17 protein-coding genes and 1 riboswitch are annotated in these 22779 nt (G+C 55.7%); of the genes, 12 read left to right on the top strand and 5 right to left on the bottom strand.

The genetic code is table 11. The features are described from left to right. The first annotated feature begins 37 nt into the window (after positions 1–37). From K0J45_RS13220 to K0J45_RS13255, 8 genes are all read left to right on the top strand, one after another. Positions 38–439, top strand: coding sequence for a MerR family transcriptional regulator (locus K0J45_RS13220; protein ID WP_220042902.1), 402 nt, complete (start codon positions 38–40; stop codon positions 437–439). Between the two features lie 111 nt (positions 440–550). Then, positions 551–1720 (top strand): isovaleryl-CoA dehydrogenase, encoded by a 1170-nt coding sequence (locus K0J45_RS13225; RefSeq protein WP_011866367.1) that lies wholly within the window; start codon positions 551–553, stop codon positions 1718–1720. Between the two features lie 89 nt (positions 1721–1809). Next, positions 1810–3417, top strand: a complete 1608-nt coding sequence (locus tag K0J45_RS13230; RefSeq protein ID WP_220042903.1) for a carboxyl transferase domain-containing protein — start codon at positions 1810–1812, stop codon at positions 3415–3417. A gap of 48 nt (positions 3418–3465) precedes the next feature. Next, complete coding sequence (locus tag K0J45_RS13235; protein WP_160794536.1) at positions 3466–4266, top strand: enoyl-CoA hydratase-related protein; 801 nt, start codon at positions 3466–3468, stop codon at positions 4264–4266. Between the two features lie 57 nt (positions 4267–4323). After that, complete coding sequence (locus tag K0J45_RS13240; RefSeq protein WP_220042904.1) at positions 4324–6357, top strand: acetyl/propionyl/methylcrotonyl-CoA carboxylase subunit alpha; 2034 nt, start codon at positions 4324–4326, stop codon at positions 6355–6357. 2 nt (positions 6358–6359) lie between these two features. Continuing rightward, entirely contained in the window at positions 6360–7265 is a 906-nt protein-coding gene (locus K0J45_RS13245) for a hydroxymethylglutaryl-CoA lyase (protein WP_220042905.1), read from the top strand. 46 nt (positions 7266–7311) lie between these two features. After that, entirely contained in the window at positions 7312–8013 is a 702-nt protein-coding gene (locus K0J45_RS13250) for a CoA transferase subunit A (RefSeq protein WP_144200389.1), read from the top strand. 12 nt (positions 8014–8025) lie between these two features. Next, complete coding sequence (locus K0J45_RS13255; RefSeq protein WP_011866373.1) at positions 8026–8682, top strand: 3-oxoacid CoA-transferase subunit B; 657 nt, start codon at positions 8026–8028, stop codon at positions 8680–8682. A gap of 95 nt (positions 8683–8777) precedes the next feature. Here the strand turns inward: K0J45_RS13255 and K0J45_RS13260 are convergent, their stop codons facing one another. Then, positions 8778–10352, bottom strand: a complete 1575-nt coding sequence (locus K0J45_RS13260) for a methyl-accepting chemotaxis protein (protein WP_220042906.1) — start codon at positions 10350–10352, stop codon at positions 8778–8780. Positions 10353–10739: 387 nt separating this feature from the next. On the opposite strand from K0J45_RS13260, the gene K0J45_RS13265 reads away from it, so the two are divergent. Then, complete coding sequence (locus K0J45_RS13265; protein WP_220042907.1) at positions 10740–11543, top strand: transporter substrate-binding domain-containing protein; 804 nt, start codon at positions 10740–10742, stop codon at positions 11541–11543. Positions 11544–11723: 180 nt separating this feature from the next. On the opposite strand, the gene K0J45_RS13270 is transcribed toward K0J45_RS13265, so the two are convergent. Then, positions 11724–12302, bottom strand: a complete 579-nt coding sequence (locus tag K0J45_RS13270) for a thymidine kinase (RefSeq protein WP_144200381.1) — start codon at positions 12300–12302, stop codon at positions 11724–11726. Between the two features lie 372 nt (positions 12303–12674). Between K0J45_RS13270 and K0J45_RS13275 the strand changes: the two genes are divergently transcribed. The 3 genes from K0J45_RS13275 to K0J45_RS13285 all read left to right on the top strand — a co-directional run bounded on the left by K0J45_RS13275 (position 12675) and on the right by K0J45_RS13285 (position 18981). Next, a complete protein-coding gene (locus K0J45_RS13275; RefSeq protein ID WP_220042908.1) occupies positions 12675–13856 on the top strand; it encodes a transglutaminase domain-containing protein in 1182 nt (393 codons plus the stop codon). Positions 13857–14594: 738 nt separating this feature from the next. Then, positions 14595–16652 carry a multiheme c-type cytochrome gene (locus tag K0J45_RS13280; RefSeq protein ID WP_220045308.1) on the top strand — a complete coding sequence of 686 codons (2058 nt, stop codon included), beginning with the start codon at positions 14595–14597 and terminating at the stop codon, positions 16650–16652. Positions 16653–16836: 184 nt separating this feature from the next. Continuing rightward, entirely contained in the window at positions 16837–18981 is a 2145-nt protein-coding gene (locus K0J45_RS13285) for a M3 family metallopeptidase (RefSeq protein WP_220042909.1), read from the top strand. Positions 18982–19086: 105 nt separating this feature from the next. Here the strand turns inward: K0J45_RS13285 and K0J45_RS13290 are convergent, their stop codons facing one another. The 3 genes from K0J45_RS13290 to K0J45_RS13300 all read right to left on the bottom strand — a co-directional run bounded on the left by K0J45_RS13290 (position 19087) and on the right by K0J45_RS13300 (position 22769). Further along, positions 19087–20652, bottom strand: a complete 1566-nt coding sequence (locus K0J45_RS13290; protein WP_220042910.1) for a Na+/H+ antiporter NhaC family protein — start codon at positions 20650–20652, stop codon at positions 19087–19089. Positions 20653–20730: 78 nt separating this feature from the next. Beyond that, positions 20731–20947: riboswitch (Lysine riboswitch) on the bottom strand. 148 nt (positions 20948–21095) lie between these two features. After that, positions 21096–22019, bottom strand: a complete 924-nt coding sequence (locus tag K0J45_RS13295) for an electron transfer flavoprotein subunit alpha/FixB family protein (protein WP_220042911.1) — start codon at positions 22017–22019, stop codon at positions 21096–21098. After that, positions 22020–22769 (bottom strand): electron transfer flavoprotein subunit beta/FixA family protein, encoded by a 750-nt coding sequence (locus tag K0J45_RS13300; protein ID WP_011866381.1) that lies wholly within the window; start codon positions 22767–22769, stop codon positions 22020–22022. Positions 22770–22779: the final 10 nt, after the last annotated feature.

Consider the following 22779-nt stretch of genomic DNA (forward strand, 5'->3'; position numbering starts at 1 on the left):
TCGTGCTAGGAAAGTTAATCAATATGGTATTTTTTCGATGAGTGACAAACACAGTCCACAGACCACCTACTCTATCAGCGACCTGTCGAAGGAGTTCGATATTACTACCCGTAGTATCCGTTTCTACGAAGATCAGGGGCTGCTGAAACCTAAGCGCCGCGGGCAAACCCGCATCTATGGCCTGAAAGATCGCGTTCGTCTCAAGCTGATCTTAAGGGGTAAACGTCTGGGCTTTTCGCTCGCCGAAACCCGCCGTCTGTTCGAGCTCTACGACGCCGACAAAAACAGCAGTACCCAGCTTCACACCATGCTGGAATTGGTGGAAGAGAAGAAATCGGCCCTGCAGCAGCAGATGGACGACATCAAGGTGGTCTTGATGGAGCTCAACTCCGCCGAGCAGCAGTGCCGCGCCGCCCTGGAGCAGCAAAAACGCGCCTAGGCCGGGCACAGACCATATCGAGTTAACGCAGCAACAAATTGAACACAAGCAAGGCTGGGTAAACCGGCCTGATAAAAAATTATAAAAGCATCTGACCTGTAGGATAAAACAATGACTCAACTCTACTCCTCTCTCAACTTCGGCCTCGGCGAAGATATCGACATGCTGCGTGACGCAGTACGCAGCTTCGCCGCCAACGAAATCGCTCCTATCGCCGCCAAGGTGGATCAGGAAAACGCCTTCCCTAACGAGCTTTGGCCCGTGCTGGGCGAGATGGGCCTACTTGGGGTGACTGTGCCCGAAGAGTACGGCGGAGCAGACATGGGTTACCTGGCCCACGTGGTCGCCATGGAGGAGATCTCCCGCGCCTCGGCCTCTATCGGCCTAAGCTATGGTGCGCACTCAAACCTGTGTGTTAACCAGATCAACCGTAACGGTAATGCCGAACAAAAAGCCAAGTACCTGCCTAAGCTGGTGAGCGGCGAGCATATCGGCGCCCTGGCGATGAGTGAGCCTAACGCGGGTTCAGACGTGGTCTCTATGAAGCTAAGCGCCCGCAAAGAGGGTGACCGTTATATCCTCAACGGCAACAAGATGTGGATCACCAACGGTCCAGACGCCGACACCTATGTGATCTACGCCAAGACAGACATGGACAAGGGGCCACACGGCATCACTGCCTTCATCGTCGAGCGCGGCTTCAAGGGCTTCAGCCAGGCGCAGAAGCTGGACAAGTTGGGCATGCGCGGCTCTAACACCTGTGAGCTGGTGTTCGAAGACTGTGAAGTGCCTGAAGAGAACATCCTAGGCGGCCTTAACAACGGCGTTAAGGTGCTGATGAGCGGTCTGGATTATGAGCGCGTGGTACTCTCTGGCGGCCCACTGGGGATCATGACCGCCTGTATGGATATCGTCGTGCCATACATTCACGAGCGTGAGCAGTTCGGCAAGTCTATCGGTCAGTTCCAGCTGGTACAGGGCAAGCTTGCCGACATGTACACAGGCATGAACGCCGCCAAGTCTTACGTCTATAACGTCGCCAAGTCATGCGATCGCGGCGAGACCACACGTAAAGACGCCGCCGGCGCCATCCTCTACAGCGCGGAGCTGGCTACCAAGATGGCGCTGGATGCCATCCAGCTGCTGGGCGGCAACGGTTATGTCAACGAATACGCCACGGGTCGCCTGCTGCGCGATGCCAAGCTCTACGAGATTGGCGCCGGTACCTCAGAGATCCGTCGCATGCTGATCGGCCGCGAGCTGTTCAACGAGTCGAAATAGTCGAATGCGTAGAGTAGGCCGGACCCAGTCCGGCCTCGGGCGGGCTATCGCCACTTCCCGTTCACCACAGTCTTAAAAGGAACCAAGCCGTGACGCAACTGAGCAGTCAAATCAATCCCCGCAGCGACGAGTTTAAGGCCAAGCATCAACAGATGAGCCAGGTGGTCGCCGATCTCAAGTTAAAACTGTCTGAAATCGAACAAGGCGGTGGCGCCGTCGCCATGGAGCGCCATCTCTCCCGTGGCAAGCTGTCGCCACGTCAGCGTGTCGAGAAGCTACTGGATCCCGGCTCGCCGTTTCTGGAGATCTCCCAGTTTGCCGCCTACCAAGTCTATGACGACGTGGTACCGGCCGCGGGTATCATCGCCGGTATCGGCCGCGTCAGCGGCGTCGAGAGCATGATCATCGCCAACGACGCCACGGTGAAAGGCGGAACCTATTATCCGCTGACGGTGAAGAAACACCTTCGCGCTCAGGAGATCGCCGAGCGCTGTCACCTGCCCTGCATCTATCTGGTGGACTCGGGCGGGGCTAACCTGCCGCGCCAGGACGAGGTGTTCCCCGACAGAGACCACTTTGGTCGCATCTTCTATAACCAGGCCAAGATGTCCTCCAAGGGCATTCCACAGATCGCCGTGGTGATGGGCCTGTGTACCGCGGGCGGCGCCTATGTGCCCGCCATGGCCGATGAGTCGATCATAGTCAAGGAACAGGGCACCATCTTCCTGGCGGGCCCACCATTGGTGAAGGCCGCCACCGGCGAAGAGGTCTCGGCCGAAGAGCTGGGCGGCGCCGAGGTGCATACTAAGATCTCGGGCGTGGCCGACCATATGGCGCAAAACGATGAGCACGCCCTTGAGCTGGCGCGCAAGTCGGTGACTCGCCTCAATCACAACAAGCAGATCGCCAGCCAGCTGAGCCCCGTCAAGCCGCCTAAGTTCGATATCAACGAGCTCTACGGCATAGTGGGTACAGATCTGAAGAAGCCGTTCGATGTCAAAGAAGTTATCGCCCGCATCGTTGACGACTCAGACTTCGACGAGTTCAAGGCCAACTATGGCGCCACCCTGGTGTGCGGTTTCGCCCGCATCCACGGCTACCCAGTTGGTATCGTCGCCAACAACGGCATCCTCTTCTCCGAGTCGGCGCAAAAAGGCGCTCACTTCATCGAGCTCTGCTGTCAGCGCAAGATCCCACTGCTGTTTTTGCAAAACATCACAGGCTTCATGGTGGGTAAGAAGTATGAGCATGAAGGGATCGCCAAACATGGCGCCAAGATGGTGACTGCGGTTTCCTGCGCGACCGTGCCTAAGTTTACCGTGATCATCGGCGGCTCTTACGGCGCCGGTAACTACGGCATGTGTGGCCGCGCCTTCGAACCTACCATGATGTGGATGTGGCCTAACGCCCGCATCTCGGTCATGGGCGGCGAGCAGGCAGCCGGGGTACTGGCGACCGTGCGCCGCGACGGTCTGGCCCGCAAAGGGGTGGACTGGCCGGCCGAAGATGAGGCCGCCTTCCGCGCCCCGATCGTGGCTCAGTATGACAAGGAGGGACATCCTTATCATGCCAGCGCGCGCCTGTGGGACGATGGCATTATCGATCCGGCCCAGACCCGTGACGTGGTCGGCCTTGCCCTCTCTGCGGCGCTCAATGCGCCGATTGAAGACACCAAGTTTGGCGTGTTCCGCATGTAATGCGCCGCTAAGTCAACAATCGATAACGCAGAGGCAAGGAAGTAGACCATGACAAGCCAAACGATTACGCAAGATTTTGAATACTTAAGCTGCGCCCTAAGCGATGGGGTCGGCGAGATGGTGCTTGATCGCGCCGACAAACATAACGCCTTCGATGAGGTGATGATCGCTGAGATGATCGCCGCCCTAGATCTGTTCGCGGCCGACGACAGCTGTCAGCTGCTGGTGCTTAAGGCCAACGGCCGTAACTTCAGCGCCGGCGCCGATCTCAACTGGATGCGCAAGCAGGCCAAGATGGATTTTGAGCAGAACCTGAGTGACGCCAACGAGCTGGCGACCCTGATGCACAAGCTCGACAAGTTCCCCAAGCCGACCCTGGCCTTAGTACAAGGCGCAGCCTTCGGCGGCGCACTGGGGCTTATCTGCGCCAGCGATATCGCCATCGCCGACAGCCGCGCCAGCTTCTGCCTGAGCGAGGTCAAGCTAGGGCTTATCCCGGCGGTGATCAGCCCCTATGTGGTACGCGCCATGGGCCAGCGCGCCTCGCGCCGCTACATGCTGACCGCCGAGCGTTTCGACGCCGAAACCGCACTTAAGCTCAATGTGATCCATGAGATTAACGATGATCTCGAGGGTGCCAGCGCCCCCATCATCAAAGCGCTCAAGGGCAACAGCCCTCAGGGCATGGCCTGGGTCAAGACCCTGCTGTCACGCCTGGAAGATGGTGTGATCGATCAGGAGACCCTGGCCTACACCAGCGAGCGTATCGCCCGCATTCGCGTCTCAGACGAGGGCCAGGAGGGGCTAAACGCCTTCTTCGAGAAGAGAAGCCCGAGGTGGAACGCATAATGAAGCCAGAGATCATCTTAGACCCTATTGCCCTACCAGTTCGGGGAGCACGCTAACATGTTTACCAAATTATTGATCGCCAACCGTGGCGAAATCGCCTGCAGAATCATCAAGACCGCACAGGTCATGGGCATCAAGACGGTCGCCCTCTACTCGGACGCCGACAAGGACGCCCGCCACGTGGCCATGGCCGATGAGTCCTTTTACCTGGGCGGCAGCGCCCCGAGCGAGTCTTACCTCAAGGGCGAATTAATCCTTGAGATCGCCAAGCGCAGCGGCGCCCAGGCTATTCACCCTGGCTACGGCTTCCTGTCGGAAAACGCCGACTTCGCCCGCCAATGTGAACAAGCGGGTATCGCCTTCGTCGGCCCGAGCGCCGATGCCATAGATGCCATGGGCAGCAAGAGCGCCGCCAAGATCATCATGGAAAAGGCCAATGTGCCCCTGGTACCCGGTTATCACGGCGACGACCAGAGCGACGAGGTGCTGCTCAAGGCCTCTAAAGAAATTGGCTTCCCTCAGCTGATCAAGGCCGCCTACGGCGGTGGTGGCAAAGGAATGCGTATCGTCGAGTCCGAGTCTGAGGCCCTGGAGGCAATCAACTCGGCGCGCCGCGAAGCCGCCTCTTCCTTTGGCAACGACAAGCTGCTGATCGAGCGCTACCTGAGACAGCCTCGCCATGTCGAGGTGCAGGTGTTTGCCGATACCCAGGGAAACTGCATCTATCTGTCGGATCGCGACTGCTCTATTCAGCGTCGTCACCAGAAGGTGGTCGAAGAAGCCCCTGCCCCAGGCCTGTCAGACAGCCTGCGCCGCGCCATGGGCGAGGCCGCCGTGGCCGCCGCCAAGGCGATCGACTATGTAGGCGCCGGCACAGTAGAGTTTCTACTGGACACCCATGCCAGTGACGAGAGCAACAGCTTCTACTTCATGGAGATGAATACCCGTCTGCAGGTGGAACATCCGGTGACCGAGATGGTTACGGGGCAAGACTTAGTCAAGTGGCAGCTAATGGTTGCCAGCGGCAGCGAGCTGCCCCTGAGCCAGGAGGATGTGCGCATCCACGGCCACTCCTTCGAGGTACGTATCTACGCCGAAGATCCGCAGAACGAGTTCCTGCCCGCCAGCGGCAAGCTCAACTTCCTGCGTGAGCCGGAGCAGAACCGCTATGTGCGCATCGATTCAGGCATCCGCGAAAACGATGTGATCAGTAACTTCTACGACCCTATGATCGCCAAGCTGATCGTCTGGGACGAGTCGCGCCCCCGCGCCCTGCAGCGCCTGGTGCACGCCCTGGAGTCGTACCAGATCAGCGGCCTCAAGCACAACATAGAGTTTCTGGCCAACATCGCCGAGCACAAGGCCTTCAGCCAGGCAGACTTCAGCACAGACTTTATCGAGCGTTATGGCGACACCCTGATAGGTGCCAACCTGGATGGCGACAACAGCCATGAGCAGAATGGCGCCCTGGCCTTCGCCGCCCTCTACCACCTGTGCGCCCAGAAGGAACAAGCCAAGCTTACCGCCACCAACAGCCAGGATCCCTACTCGCCATGGGGACAGGTGAGCGGCTTTAGGCTCAACCGCAGCGGCATGCATCAGCTGTCCCTGCTGGACGATGAGCATGAGGTGCAGCACCTGACCCTAAGCCAGATTGGCGATTGCTACTACCTGAACCTTAACGATCAACAGCTGACCCTGAGCGGCGAGCTGAAGCAAGATCTGCTGCACGCCGAGATCAACGGCCACAAGAGCAAGATCCCCGTCAGCCGCGAAGGCGACGACTTCACCCTCTTCCTGCCAAGCGGCAGCTATCACTTCCGCGCCCTGCAGACAGAAGTCGTAGAGGAGCAAGCCAACAGCGAAGACAAGCTCAAGGCGCCGATGAACGGCACTATCGTCACTCACCTGGTCGAGGTGGGCGATGAGGTCGAGGCGGGTCAAGGCCTGATGGTGATGGAAGCGATGAAGATGGAATACACCATAGAGGCGCCGTTCGACGGCAAAGTCGCTGCCTTCTTCTTCCAGCCAGGCGAGTTGGTGAGCGACGGTGCCCTGCTGCTCGAAGTTACTGCGAAAGAGGACGCTTAACCATGTCCGCGACTAACAGCTATCCAAGCAAGGTCAGCATCTTCGAGGTCGGCGCCCGCGACGGCCTGCAGAACGAGAAGGCGGTCACCACCGCCGACAAGCTAGCTCTAATTGACCAACTGGGCGCGGCAGGCCTGACCCGCATCGAGGCCGGCAGTTTCGTCTCCCCCAAGTGGGTGCCGCAGATGGCCGACTCGGGCGATATCTTCCGCCAGCTCAGCAAACGCCCGGGCGTGGTCTACAGCGCGCTGACCCCTAACCTCAAGGGGCTGGAACTTGCGCTTGACGCCGGGGCCGACGAGGTGGCCATCTTCGGCGCCGCCTCGCAGAGCTTTAGCCAGCGTAACATCAACTGCTCTATCGAGGAGTCTATCGAGCGCTTTATCCCTGTGATGGAGGCGGCTCAGACGAAACAGATCCCCGTGCGCGGCTATGTGTCTTGCGTGCTGGGCTGTCCCTACGAGGGCGAGATTCAAGTCGAGGAAGTGGCTCGCGTGGCAGAGATCCTTTACAAAATGGGCTGCTACGAGATCTCTCTGGGTGACACCATAGGCGTTGGCACCCCCTTAAATGCCCTTAGAATGGTGGAAGCGGTCGCGCGCAGGGTACCGGTAGAGAAACTGGCGCTACACTTTCATGACACCTATGGTCAGGCATTAGCCAATATTCTTGCCTGCCTGGAGACTGGTGTCAGCGTCATCGACAGCTCGGTAGCAGGGCTCGGTGGCTGCCCTTATGCCAAAGGCGCATCGGGCAACCTGGCCACGGAAGATCTGGTCTACATGCTCCATGGCATGGGCATAGAGACTGGCATAGATCTTAACGCCCTGATCACCGCGGGCAACAACATCAGCCAGGCGCTTGGCAGAGTCAGCGGTGCCAAGGTCGCACGCGCGCTAACAGAATAATAGGGTTGGGCTCAGGCCCGACTCACGCTCAAAGGAGATAATGATAATGGCAGGACTCAATAAGCTGGTCGCCAGCTATGAAGAAGCATTGGAAGGTCTGACAGACAACATGACCGTCATGGTCGGTGGTTTCGGCCTCTGCGGTATTCCCGAAGGCTTGATCGCCCAGATGGTCAAGAGTGGTGCCAAGGGGCTCACCGCCATCTCGAACAACGCCGGGGTAGACGATTTTGGCCTGGGGCTACTGCTCAAGAGCCGCCAGATCAGCACAATGATCGCCTCCTATGTGGGCGAGAACGCCACCTTCGAGCAGCAGATGCTCTCGGGTGAGCTCAACGTGATCCTCACCCCGCAAGGCACCCTGGCCGAGAAGATCCGCGCCGGCGGCGCCGGTATCCCCGCCTTCTTTACCGCGACGGGTTACGGTACCCCTGTGGCCGAAGGCAAGGAGACCCGTGAGATCGATGGTCGTCACTATGTGCTGGAGCCTGCGCTGACCGCAGATTTCGCCCTGGTTCGCGCCTGGAAGGCCGATACCATGGGTAACCTGGTGTTTCGCAAGACGGCGGCTAACTTCAACCCTATGATGGCCACGGCCGGTAAGATCACTGTGGTCGAAGCCGAGCATATCGTCGAGCCAGGCGAGCTGGACCCCGACCATATCCATACACCAGGCATCTATGTGGATCGCCTGATCCAAGGTACGTTCGAGAAGCGTATCGAGCAGCGCACAGTGAAGAGCAAATAGGGAGGAGACACCATGGCTTTATCGAGAGAACAACTGGCACAGCGTGTTTCCCAGGAGCTACAGGATGGTTTTTATGTCAACCTGGGCATTGGCATCCCGACGCTGGTCGCCAACTATATTCCCGAAGGCATGCAGGTGATGCTGCAGTCGGAAAACGGCCTGCTCGGCATGGGTGAATTCCCCACCGAAGAGACCATAGACGCAGATTTGATCAACGCGGGTAAGCAGACGGTCACCGCCGTACCCGGCGCCTCCTTCTTCTCCTCGGCCGAGAGCTTCGCCATGATCCGCGGCGGTCATGTGGATCTCACCGTGCTGGGCGCCTTCGAGGTGGATGTGGAAGGTTCTATCGCCTCCTGGATGATCCCCGGCAAGCTGATTAAAGGCATGGGCGGCGCCATGGATCTGGTGGCCGGTGCCGACAATATTATCGTCACCATGATGCACGCCGATAAGCACGGCAACTCTAAGCTACTGCCTAAGTGTGAGCTGCCGCTGACCGGCTATGGCTGTATCAAGCGCGTGCTAACTGACCTAGCCTTCCTGGAGATCAAAGATGGCGCCTTCCACCTGCTGGAACGTGCTCCTGGCGTAAGCGTCGAAGAGATTGTCGAGAAGACGGCCGGCAAGCTTATCGTGCCTGAGCATGTACCTGAGATGCAGCTCTAATCACTAATCGCGAATCCTCAAAAAAAAAGCCCAGAGTAATCTCTGGGCTTTTTTATTACCGAAATCTAACGCTTTAGACATTCGCCAGGCATTGGTTAGGCATTGGCGCGGTGCACCGCCTGACGCCAGAACTGACGCGCCAGCTGGCGTGACTCCATCGACTTAAGTGAGCTGCGCTCGCCAAGCTGCCTATCGGCCTGGGACTGGGCAAAGCCTTCGCTGGCCAGCTCGCTGATCGCCTGTAGCGAATCGCTGATATCCACCGCCGCCAGTCCCTGCTCCTGCATGGCATCGGCGCTCAGCTCCGTCATCTGATTGATCTTATCGATACGGGTCACCAGCTCGGCAAACACGGCTTCGGCCTGTTTAACCAGCTGCACCGCCTGGGTCGCTTGGCGCTGACCCGCGGTCAGTGTGTTAGCGGCATTAGCCGTACTCTGCTGGAACTTGGCGATGATGGCATCGATCTGACTGGTAGAATCTGCGGTGCGCGCCGATAGCTGGCGCACCTCGTCGGCCACCACGGCGAAGCCCCGGCCCGACTCCCCTGCCCGCGCCGCCTCGATGGCGGCGTTAAGCGCCAGCAGGTTGGTCTGCTCGGCAATCTTAGTGATCACCTCGAGCACCTGATTGATGGCCACGCTATCATGCTCTATCTCGCTGACCACCTGGGCAAAGTTGCCCACTTCGTTGTGTAGCTCATCTATGCTGGCCACCACGGCGTCGAGCTGCTCATAGCCCTGCAACACAGCCGCCTGGCTGGCCTCCACATCCGCCGAGACCTGCTTAAGCTGCTGACCCAGCTCGTTAAAGCTGGCGGTCAGCTCTTCCACCGCCGCCGCGGCCTGGGCCGTCTGTTGATTCTGACCATCGGCGCGATCGGCCGTGGCCGTGATGGAGCCGAGCAGGGCGTTGCTGTCTCTGGCGATGACGCTTGAGGCATCTGTCATCCGCCCTACCACCCCGGCGATCTCCGCCGTGGTGAACTCCATGGCAAATTGAATGTTGCCCAGCTCATCCCGCCGCCCGGCGTAGATGTGTCTGGCCACCGGGTCTGACACGATAGTGAGCGCTTGGTCATTCAGGGCCCGCAGCGGTGTTAGGAGGAGCCTCATGCCGATCGCCAACAGAGGCACGCAGATGAGTGCCACCCAGGGCGAGATATTACTCAGGCCGATGGCGAACATAAGGCAAAGAAGAGCAAACAGGGTCAGCCTTCCGCCGTAACTGAGCTTGGCATCCTTGATCTCGCTGCGTTGCTCAGACTTATTCAGGCTCTGATAGATATCGCTGGCGCGCTCTACCTGGGCCTGGCTCGCCCGGCGCCGCACAGATTGATACTCCTTGACCTGACCATTCTCCATCACGGGCGCCACATAGGCATTGACCCAGTAGTAGGAGCCATCTTTACAGCGATTCTTCACCACCCCCAGCCAGGATTGCTTCTGCGCCAAGCGCTGCCACAAGATGGCAAAGGCGGCCTTGGGCATGTCGGGATGGCGCACTATGTTATGGGGCTGGCGAACCAGTTCCTCCTCGGAAAACCCACAGATACGGCAAAAATCCTCATTGGCATAACCTATATTGCCCTTGAGATCCGTCGTGGACAGCAGAATATCATCGTCGGTCAGCACGACCTCGTTGTCTATCACGGGTTGATTGTTTCGCATTGCATTTTAGTTAGTTATCCAAGCGGTGACTGAATTTTGACGCCTGACAATTCATTGGCAATTGATCTAAAGCAATGTTTCTGTATCAAGAAAGGTTACAACTGTTGATTTTTTGAGCCAGATCTCATAGGAGGCATCTTTCAACAGCTACTAATTAAGATGTTAATAATAAAGATTATTTTCACCTAATTCGTTGAATTTATGACCACAAAATACCTTGTAACAGCTTTTGTTTGCTATTTACGTCTAATCCACACTATTATCATGGCCTTTAGCGACGACGCGCCTGCCAGGGTGGCCCATAGCGCGTTCGCCATCAAGATGACAAAACCAACTAAACTAAAGCCGTAAGAGTGAAATGATGAAATTTGCAGGCCACCTCAACTGATGCACTATTTTGCCTACAAGACGCAGCTCCTTGCCGCCCTCCTCCTCTGCTTAAGCCTTCCGGCGCTGGCGCAGCATACCCCAGCGGCGCGCTGCGGCGTGGCCACAGGATTTCCCCCCTATCAGTTTTCCGCAGGCGGTGAGACCACAGGCTTCGATGCCGACGTGGCCAGGCTGATCTTCAAACGTCTTGGTATACCGTTTCAGTTTCGGCAGCAGGCCTGGGATCTGGTGTTCAACGAACTCAGGTTTGGTGATATTGAGCTGATTGCCGGCATGGAGATCAACGCCCTCAGGACCAAATTTTTCGACTTCACCCGGCCTTACTACTATCGATATGACGTGATCTTCATTCTCGAAGACAACCAGCAGATCACTAAGCTGGAAGATCTTCATAACCAGTTTGTCAGCGGCGATCGCCACTCTTACATAGAGACCCACTGGAAGGAGCTGGGCACACTGTACGATTTTCGCATCATCGCCACTCCGAGCAAGGAGAGGTCGATGCAGCTGTTAAAAGAGGGCAAGATCCAGGCGGCCATCATGCCTAAGGCCGTCGGCCTCTACCTGGCACAGCAGATGGGGATAGAAGTTAAGATACTGGACAACCCGGATCCGGGCTCGCCGGTGGCCTTCGCCGTCAAACGCGGTAATCATCAACTGCTGGCACAGATCGATGAGGCGCTGGAGGCGCTGATCAGCGAAGGCGAGATCCAACGCCTCTATGAGAAGTGGTTCCCCGAACATCCCCAGCGCCATGACGAGAAAGCCGATGAGGTACAGGGCGCACCACTCACCTCATAAATCTATTCACCTCATAAACCTTTTCACCTCTTAAACCTATTCACCTAATGCTCTGACACTGCCCATAAACCCATGCAGCGGTGAGCGCCTCTGACGACCAGAGCATACTCAAGACATTAGGCCATTAAAAAAGCCACCCCAAGGGTGGCTTTTATATTAGTGCGATCACCTAGGCGGGTATTAATCCCAGAGGAATTCGCGAAAATGCTTACGGCAGACGGACTCGTAACTCTCGTTACCGCCGATAGCCACCTGTTCACCCTCTTTCATCGGGCGGCCTTCGCCATCGAGTCGCACCACCATGTTGGCCTTGCGACCACAGTGACATATGGTCTTGAGCTCTACCAGCTTATCGGCCCAGGCTAACAGGTACTGACTGCCACTAAACAGCTCGCCCTGAAAATCTGTCTTGAGGCCATAACAGAGCACGGGAATATCCATCACATCGACCACATAGGTCAGCTGTCTCACCTGCTCCTTGCTGAGAAACTGCGACTCATCGATCAAGATGCAGTGCAGGGTCTGCGCCTGACAGGCAGTTTTGACCATCTCGATCAGGTTATCGTCGCTGGCAAACACCTGAGCATCTGTCTCGATACCGATACGAGACGCCACCTTACCCACGCCGTAGCGGTCATCGATCGACGCCGTCATCACCAAGGTATTCATGCCACGCTCGCGATAGTTATAGGAAGATTGAAGCAGTGAGGTAGATTTGCCGGCGTTCATTGCCGAATAGTAAAAATAGAGCTGTGCCAAAGCGAGTAGTCCCCTGATTATTGTTATCGAGCGATTCTATCACCATCTCGCGCCAATTAGCAGCGCCAAAGGCCTTAGCATTGGGCGATGCCGCACATTATCATGCTTTCCCCTCCCTTTATCCTTGACGGTTAACAAGCTCGAAGCAAAGCCATAGACAAAAGAGTGAAAGGGCAAAGGAGAGTTGGAAGGTGAAAGCTTAGGAGACAGACACTCGTTAATAGGCTTTCACCGATAGCCACTCGCCAATAGCCAGTCGCAGATAGACACACGCCGAGCGATTACTTATTATCCAGAGTCAGCCTTTTTAAACCGGCCCCTTACGCGCCTACGGATAGCTCGGCAAGATAAAATAGTACTACAAGGAAAGTTATGTCTTTTACGCTAAAGCCCAAACGTCTGTTCACCAAGTTCTCAGCAATTCTTCTTGCCGCATTAAGCCTTGCCGCCTGCAGCTCTGTGCCGCCACCAGATAATCAAGCGCCTTTGGCGCTGCTGGACACACTGGATCTGAGCGACTTGGGCGAGCGCCCCGACATAGCCTCGGTCGAGGAGCTCCTCACTATTAACGACCAAGAAAAGGCGCGCTTTCTCGCCTATTTTGAAGCCCATCAGGAGGTGAAGCGTCACCACAGGATCTATGACTATCTCGAGGGGCGCCTGAGCACATTTAGCTATTATGGCAAGACCTACAGCGCCAACGAGACGCTCACACACAATGCCGGCAACTGCATGTCGCTGGCGATATTGACCAAGGCCTACGCCAGACTGGTCGGTATAGAGATAGATTATATCGAAGAGACCTCCTCGCCCCTCTTCTTCCAATCTTCTCGGCTCGGGGTGATCTCCAACCATGTCAAAACCAAGCTGATGGATCCCAGCTTTGAGCCCAAGCCCGGCAGCTTCTATTTCTATGAGCCTGGCCTGGTGGTGGACTACTTCCCTAGCCGTAACAGCCTCTCCAAGGGCAATATCGACGAAGCCGAGTTTCTGGCCATGTATTATCAGAACCTGGCCGCAGACGCCCTGGAGCTGACCCACTATCGGCGCGCCGCCTGGCTTGCCATCGAAGGATTAACACTGGCGCCCGAGCGAGTGGAGCTGATCAACCTGCTCGCCGTTATCTATCGTCATCTGGGCTCCCCAAAGCAGGCGGAGGCGCTCTATTTACATGGCCTGTCGTTAGCGGCTGACGATCTTAATCTTTTGACAAACTATAAGCTGTTACTGGCAAACCAAGGACGCCAGGATGAAGCGGTCAGCTTGCAGCGCCGCATAGACCAGGCCCAAGACCCCAGCCCCTTTCGCTGGCTCATGCTGGCCAACGACTATTACCAAGACGCCGACTATCACACCGCCCTGCGCTATTACACCAAGGCGGTCGAGCTCGCCCCTTACATGCCCCAAGGCTATGCGGGCCAGGCCAAGACGCTCTACCTCTTAGGCAGACAAGCTGAGGCCAAAGAGGCGATCACCCTTGCCATTGACAAGACACATCAGGTGGATCTCGAGCGTCGCTACCAGGCCAAGCTCGCCCTGCTATCCAGCCACTAAGCCTAAAAGGCTAAAAGGCTAAAAGGCTAAAAGGCTAAAAGGCTAAAAGGATAAAAGGGTAAAAGGGTAAAAGGGTAAAGTGATTATGGAGTAACAGGATAACAAGACGGAGGAATAGGCAAGCTAGAGGCCTATTCCCTCGCTTGCTCGGCAATAGACTCGCTTGCAGACGCCCCTCTTAACTCTTAACTCTTAACTCTTAACTCTTAACTCTTAACTCTCGCCTTTTGGCGCTTGTCGCTTCGCCCTTTCCTATGGCTTCTTCGACATTACCTATGCCCACTCAGTTGTTCACTCAAATGTTCCTCCTAATATCCCAACTAATGTCCCTCCAGATGTCCCTTCAGATATCCCCAAAGGGCCTTTAACTATGCACCAGCCCAAGATGTTACAAAAATGCAAACCAAAGCTTAACTCAACCTTAATTCAAACTTAACAAACCTTAAACAAGTCATTGATTTTTAATAAATTTAACAAAAATGAGATCTACCTCCAAAGAGATACACCTTCCTGTGAATTGGGTCAAATAACCAACAGAGATTTAACAATACACTCATTTTCGAATCGATAGCTTTCGCATCCATTTTCTTTATCGATAGGTGCATTAGCGTCGGTTTAAATAATAAATATAACCAGTATCCAAAAGGCTCGGGGTATGTGTTGAGACGAATGCCCTCCCCTGCAAGCAGTCGCCCTAAGGCATCACATCTGGCACTTTGGATCGAACGGAGATGAATGATGAAATTATTCACATCGAAAAGACTCGCCTACCTGGTCGCCGCCGTGCTGACAGGTGCGCTAGTAGGATGCAGTGGAGATGACGGTAAAGATGGTAAAGATGGGGTTGATGGTCAACCCGGCGCACCAGGCGAATCTTGGAAACCACCGGTAGCCACAACAGCCTTGGAAACTAATGTTAAAGTAATTAACTATACATTTGGTGAAGGTACTATTAGTTACGAATTTGAGGTCACTAACGAAAATGGTGAGCTCGTTAACGGCTTGAAAAAAGCTGAGGGTAAAGTCGCTGCACTGACAGACAAAGGCTTTATAAATAACCGCACCGAAAGTCCAATCAACGAAGTGGAAGACAATGTTCATATCGGAGGTTACGGCGGAGTAAACATGGAGTCTTCCAGAACTCCCGACACCGAAGGGGCAACGCTTACTCAAATAAGCGATGGTAATTATGAATTCGTTCTCCCTTTGAAAGGTGTCAATGCGGGAACCGAAGGTATCGTTTGGCTAAGTGTAGGTGGCCATAGCGAATCAGGCATTGCTAGCTCAGATAAATATGTGGTGAACAAGCCAGAAGGCGCCTTCTCGACCACCACAGAAGCCTGTTTCTCTTGCCACGTCGACTACTCAACCAGCCCGAATCGCCACTCAAGCTATGTGGCCCAAGGCATGGACGGTGAAGTCACCTTCGTCGAAGGTTGTATGGTCTGTCACGGCTCGGTCAGCCGCACTGCGGTTAACGAACAAGGCTTCTCAGTAGGCGGCTACGCCAGCAATACCCTATCTAAGATAGGTCACATCAATCACCAGGAATTTGAGACCGGCTTTAGCGCCTTGAACTGTAGTTCTTGTCACAGCGAGCCAACCGTCAACGTCAACGTCGCCGGCCCAGGCTGTATCGACTGTCATGACACTGGCGGTATCCCAGGCGATATCGTTCTCGGCAATGGCTCAGATCTGCGTAAGCTACACGAAGCCAAGAGCGCCATCACCTCTAACCAAGCGATCAAGGATAGCTACAAAGTGACAGGTACGGCGCCAGCCTGGTTCCCAGACTCAGGTGCTGCGGGTCAATGGTGTACCACACTGTCGCTGTTTAAGGTCGATGCCGAAGGCAAGGAAACCTTAGTCGACCTACATGAACTGTTTGATGATACCCAGACAATTCATAACCCTGACAAGCCAATTAACTATGTGGGTTCATACCTGCACGGTGTGTATAACGACAGCGTGATTGGTCGTATTACATCAGCGTATGATTACAGCTATGACGCAGAGGGTCGCAAGACCATGTGTTATGCAGCAGCTCCTGCGAGCCATAGCGCGCCACATGTTGTCGGCTCAACACCCGATCTTTCGGCCTGGGCAGATGCGGGCTTGATGGCATCGCTACGTGTCAGCTTCACCGCCAAAGACTACATGGGCGACGAATCTGACGTGGTGACTCTCCATGGCTACACAGATGTGGCATCACAAGCCGATGGCGCTGTGACAGCCTACGAGCGTCGTCACAACGTCGGCAGCGAGTCTTGCACCACCTGTCACAACAGCGAAGCCAACTTCCACAAGAATGGTAACTTCGCCGAAGGTGGTCTGGGCTGTGTGGCCTGTCACAACAATGGTCAGGATCGCAAGGCTGGCTACTCTTCACCAGGTTTCGGTCCTATGGTGCACAGCATGCACTGGGGTGTGGGCAGCAAGAGCCTGGATGAGAACGGCAAGGAAGTGTCTAACTCTGCCAGCGTGATCGCGCCGCAAACCGGCTGTGTGGCCTGTCACGACAGCGGTGTGGTTGACCTGAAAGCCGTACCAAATCAGTTCATCAAGGCTGTTGCCTATGGTGTAAGCGGCAAGATGGCCAGCCCAATCACGGCCAACTGTTACGCCTGCCATAACGACGACAGCGCGCTGAACCACATGATGCAAAACGGCGGTACCACCACGGAAGATGTACCTGCTACCGAGTGGTACAAGCTCAGCACCACCGAGTCTTGTGCAACCTGTCACGCCGAAGGCAGCAGTTTTGGTATTGAAAATTACCATAACTTTACCCGCTAACGCCTTAGGTGACAGCAAGGTAATTAAACACTATCCCTAGTTCCAACCAAAGGAGCCCTTCGCCAGGCTCCTTTTTTCTTGGCCCTAGTGCCATTTTCAGCCTGAGTTAATTTACAAAAGCTACATTAACGCCAAACTCGCCCACATAAAAATAACAATCGCAAATCTAAGGAAGTTGTACTAGATGAAATTGAATCTTATCGCCTTTGCCGTCGTCGGCGCCTTATCGACCACACTGCTCCTCAGTGCTTGTCAATCAAGCGGCTCTACCACACAGGCCACCGCCAGCATCGAGACGCAAAACCCGCTGATGCAGCCAAGCACGCTGCAATATCAGGCCCCAGATTTTAGCCAGATCAAGGATGAGCATTTTAAGAGCGCCCTAGAACAAGGCATCAATGAGCATTATGTCCAAGTGCAGACCATTGCCGACAACAGCGAACCGGCCACCTTTGTAAACACTGTCGTGGCACTGGAAACCAGCGGCGAGCTGCTAACCCGCGCCTCCAAGGTGTTCTATAACCTAACAGGGTCAAACAGCAACCCGGCGCTGCGTAAGCTTCAAGGCGAGATGGCACCTAAGATGGCCGCCCACTCGGACAACATCCACCTCAACGGCAAGCTATTTGCCCGCATCGACAGCCTGTATCAGAGCCGCAACACCTTAGGACTGACCGCCGAAGAGGTGCGCCTCATCGAGATCTACCACCAACGCTTCGTCATGGCCGGTGCCAAGCTGACCGAGGCGCAAAAAGCGCAGATACGTCTGCTTAACGAAGAGCAATCTAAGCTTACCAATGAGTTTGGTCAGCGTCTGCTGAGGCTCACCAAGGAGATCGCCGTCGTGGTCGACAGCGTCGATGAGCTTAAGGGACTGTCAGACAGCGAGATCCGCGCCGCCAAGGCCGATGCCAAAGCCGCAGGCCATGAAGGCAAGTACCTCATCAATATCACCAATACCACCCGCCAGCCAATACTGGCGAAACTGGAAAACCGTGAGCTGCGCCAGAAGGTGTGGCAGGCCTCATCGACTCGCGGCATGAGCGGTGAGAATGAGACCGCCTCACTGGTTGCCCGCCTGGCACAGCTTCGCGCCGAGCGCGCCCAATTACTGGGTTACAAGAGCTGGGCCGACTACCGCCTGACGCCGCAGATGGCCAAGACTCCGGATGCCGTCTACCAGATGTTCGGCTCTATGGTGCCCGCCGTGGTGGCCAACACCCAGAAGGAAGCCGATGATATCCAGGCGATGATCGACAAGACTGGTGGCGACTTCACCCTGGCGCCATGGGACTGGGCGTTTTATGCCGAGAAGGTACGTAAAGACAAGTTCGACCTGGACGGCGCCGCCATCAAGCCCTACTTCGAATTTAACCGCGTGCTGCAAGATGGCGTCTTCTTCACCTTGGAGCGTCTCTATGGTGTGACCCTCAAGCCGCGCCCGGACTTGCCTGTCTACCATGAAGATGTGAAGGCCTACGAGATGTTTGACGCCGACGGCAGCTCTATGGCGATCTTCTACGCCGACTACTTTGCCCGCGAAGGCAAGCGCGGCGGCGCCTGGATGAGCTCCTTCGTGACCCAGTCTAAGCTGCTAAACCAGAAGCCTGTAGTGGTCAACGTGATGAACATCAAGAAGGCCCCAGAGGGTGAGCCGACCTTCGTCAGCTACGACGAAGTGACCACCATGTTCCACGAGATGGGCCATGGCACACACGGCATGTTCTCTAAGGTGACCTACCCTAGCCTGTCGGGCACGGCCGTGTCCCGCGACTTTGTGGAGTTCCCCTCGACCTTCGAAGAAGATTGGGCGGCCCACCCCGAGGTGCTGGCCAACTACGCCAAGCACTATGAGACAGGCGAGGTGATCCCAGATGAGCTGCTGCAGAAACTGCTGAAATCACGCAGCTTTAACCAAGGCTTCGACACCTTGGAATATATGGCGGCGGCCCTGGTTGATCTCGAGTGGCACTCACTGAGCAGCGATGCCCCACTGCAAGATGTGGCCGAGTTCGAAGCCAAGGCACTTAAGAAACACGGCATCAATATCGCCGCCGTGCCGCCACGCTACAAATCGACCTACTTTGCCCACGCCTTCCCGGGTGGCTATTCGGCCAGCTACTACGCCTACATGTGGAGTGAGATCCTGGCGGCCGACGCCTTCGCCTATGTGCAGACCCAGGGCGGCCTCAACCGCGAAATAGGCATGAAGTATCGCAAGACCATCCGCGAGGTGGGTAACAGCGTGCCACCTATGGAAGCCTACAAGGCCTTCCGTGGTCAGGCACCGACCACTGATGCCCTGCTTCAGCGCCGTGGCCTCAACTAATTCCTGCCTCAACTCACTCCCCAGTAATGGGGAGTCACCCATAGAAAATGCCGCTCGATGAGCGGCATTTTTATATCAATTGAACCTTGATTTGGCGTAGCTGAATTAAGCCGGGCGATTAGCCTTATGGCGCAGCACCAAAACGCTCACCACAAACAGCGCACTACAGGCCGCCAGACCGGCACCCACAGATTCGGTGAAGCCCAGCACGGTATAACCCACCAAACTGATCCCCGCCACGATAAGCGCATAGGGCAGCTGAGTCAGCACATGATCTATGTGGTGACAGTTGGCGCCGGTAGAAGACAAGATGGTGGTGTCCGAGATAGGCGAGCAGTGATCGCCAAATACGGCGCCCGCCAGCACAGAGGCCAACATAGGCAACATCATGTTGGTGTGGGTGCCCATGGCCATGTCGGCGGCGATAGGCAGCATTATGCCGAAGGTGCCCCAGCTGGTACCGGTAGAGAAGGCAGTCAGACCCGCCAGCACGAACAGTACGGCTGGCAGCAGCGCGAAGGGAATATTACCGGTCGCCAGGCTGGCCATATATTTACCCGTCTCCATCTGGCCTATCACGCCGGCGATGGTCCAGGCGAACAGCAGAATATAGATGGCGGGCAGCATAGAGCGGGCACCGGCAATCACGCCTTTAAGGATAAGCGACTTATCCAGTCCCTGACTGACCACCAATACCAAGGTCGCGGCCAGGCCGACCACGGCGCCGAAGAAGAGCGATGAGGCAACGTCTGTCTTCTCGAAGGCACCAATGACGCTAAAGGGCAGATTCTCCGCCGCCAAAGCGTCGGCACCGCTACCTATCATGAAGTAGATGGTGGCAAACACCAGCACAGTGATCGGCAGGAACAGGCCTAAGATCTTGCCAGAATCGGCCTCAGGCAGGTCGCTGTTAGCTCCTGGCGGCAGGCCCTTGGCCTCGTCATACAGATTGCCCTTCTGGGCGTTGAGTTCATGCTGGCGCATGGGTCCCACATCCAGCCCCATAAAGGCGACGCATAGCAGCAACACCAGGGCGAAGATGGCGTAGAAGTTCATCGGGATCATCTGGATAAACACGCTCAGATGACCGCTGTCGGTAAAGCCGTGGGCGGTGAGTATGCCGCCGATCAGCGCGATGATGTATGCGCCCCAGCTAGAGACGGGTGAGATCACACAGATAGGCGCGGCGGTTGAGTCCAGCAGATAAGCCAGTTTGCTGCGCGAGATATAGTATCTGTCGGTGAGGGGTCTGGCGACACTGCCCACCACCAGGCTATTGAAGTAATCATCGATAAAGACCACGCAGCCCAGGAACATGGTGAGCAGCTTGGCATCACGCTTGTTGCGAATATGCTGGCGCGCCCAATCGGCAAAGGCCTTGGCGGCGCCGCTCACGGTAATGAGTGCAGTGATCATCCCAAGTAGGATCAAGAAGCCCAGCAGATAAACGTTCCAGCTGTTTAGGGCGCCATCATCCCAAAACAGGCCCACCACCTGCTGTCCCAGGTATTGACCCATATCCAGCGGTGAAAAATCGGCAATTAACAGTGCCCCTAGGAGGATCCCCACACCGAGTGAGAGCAGAACGCGGCGGGTAAAGATCGCCAGCAGAATCGCTACCACGGGCGGCAGCAAAGAAAGTGCCGAATCGGCATAACTCAAAGTTGTCATTGTAAAATTTTGTCTTCGTTAAAATACGAATGGAGGGCAACTGAACTGGTGGGATATAGCATGAGATATTACACCTGTCCTATCAGTAGCGCTCCATAGTGATACCCATTCTCGGTATACCTTCCACTTATCAATCCAGATAAGAAGCACTATGGCAGTGCTGCCTCTATTCGATGACAGCCCCAGCGGCAAGCCTTGATCAACTTAACCACTTCGGCACCAAATCCTTTCATATTCGCTTAACGGCATCACCCTAACGAATACTACTGATATTTAATGCACCTCTACGTCTCAGGACGCCTGCCAATGTCACTATCGGCAAACGTGAGGCACATAAAAACACAAGCGGCTTTAAGGACGCTACCTCAAAGCCGCTCCATGTGATCTATATCACACTAAATTTTAGATGAACACCAAAGTGCTCACCAAGCATTTACATTTTATTAAATAAGTTCGAGTAGCTTAGGCACTGCCTCGAACAGATCCGCTTCCAGACCATAGTCGGCTACCTGGAAGATAGGCGCCTCTGGATCTTTGTTGATCGCCACGATCACCTTAGAATCTTTCATCCCCGCAAGGTGCTGGATGGCACCCGAGATACCCACGGCGATATAGAGATCCGGCGCGACAATCTTACCCGTCTGACCAACCTGTAGATCGTTTGGCACGTAACCGGCATCGACTGCGGCGCGCGATGCACCCAATGCCCCGCCCAGCTTATCAGCCAACTGCTCGAGAATCGCGAAGTTCTCGGCGCTGCCCATGGCGCGGCCACCTGAAACCACCACAGAGGCGGCACCTAGATCTGGACGCTCTGACACTGACAGGGTCTGAGTCACAAACTCAACATCGCCGCTGTATTCGTTATCCAGGGTCTGCAGCGAGGCGCTACCGTCCTGGGCTACCGCATCGAAGGCGCTGGCACGAACCGTCATCACCTTGATGTTGTCCAGGCTCTGAACCGTCGCCATGGCGCTACCGGCATAGATAGGACGCACGAAGGTGTCTTCGCTCACCACTTCGACCACTTCAGAAAGCTGCGCCACATCCAGAAGCGCCGCCACACGAGGCAGCACATCTTTACCTACGCTTGAAGCCGCAGCCAGGATGTGTTGATACTCGCTGGCCACTGAGACGATCAGCTGTGACAGGTTTTCGGCGATGGCATTGGCATAAACGCCGCTATCGGCAACCAGTACCTGACGTACACAGGCAAGCTGCTTGGCGCTTTCGGCCGCGGCGCCACAGTTATGACCGGCTACCAGTACATCGACTTCGCTGCCGATTGCCTGGGCACAAGCCACAACCTTGGCGGTATCGAGTTTTAAAGTCGCATTATCATGTTCTGCTATTACTAGAATCGCCATTTAGATCACCTTCGCTTCATTCTTTAGCTTTTCCACCAGCTCCTCGACAGAAGCCACCATAATACCCGCTTGACGCTCGGCAGGCGGAGTCACCTTGAGCACCTTCTGGTGCTGCTTCAGGGTCACGCCCAGGCTGTCTACCGTCACGGTATCGAGCGGCTTACGTTTCGCCTTCATGATGTTAGGTAATTTGGCATAGCGAGGCTCGTTCAGACGCAGGTCTGTGGTGACAATCGCAGGCAGTGGCATCTTAAGAGTCTGCAGGCCGCCGTCGATTTCACGGGTCACCACGAGTTGTTCGCCCTCAACCTTCACCTCAGAGGCAAAGGTAGCCTGAGGCAGTCCAGCCAACGCCGCCAGCATCTGGCCAGTCTGGTTGTTGTCGCCATCGATTGATTGCTTACCCAGCATGATCAGCTGAGCCTGTTCATTGGCTTGAATCGCATTAAGGATCTTTGCAATAGAAAGCGGCGCAAGCTCTTCGTCGGTTTCAACATGAATACCGCGGTCGGCGCCCAGCGCCATCGCCGTGCGTAGCTGCTCTTGCGACGCCTTAGGCCCTATGGTTGCTACCACAATCTCGGTCGCAATACCTGCTTCTTTCAAACGTACCGCTTCTTCTACAGCAATCTCACAAAATGGGTTAATGGCCATCTTCAGATTTGCGGTATCGACATTTGTATTGTCAGCGTTAACCCTGACCTTCACATTAGCATCGACGACGCGTTTAACTGGCACCAATACTTTCATAAGGCTTCCT

Origin of the sequence: Shewanella alkalitolerans (assembly GCF_019457575.1) — a bacterium.
Taxonomy (GTDB): domain Bacteria; phylum Pseudomonadota; class Gammaproteobacteria; order Enterobacterales; family Shewanellaceae; genus Shewanella; species Shewanella loihica.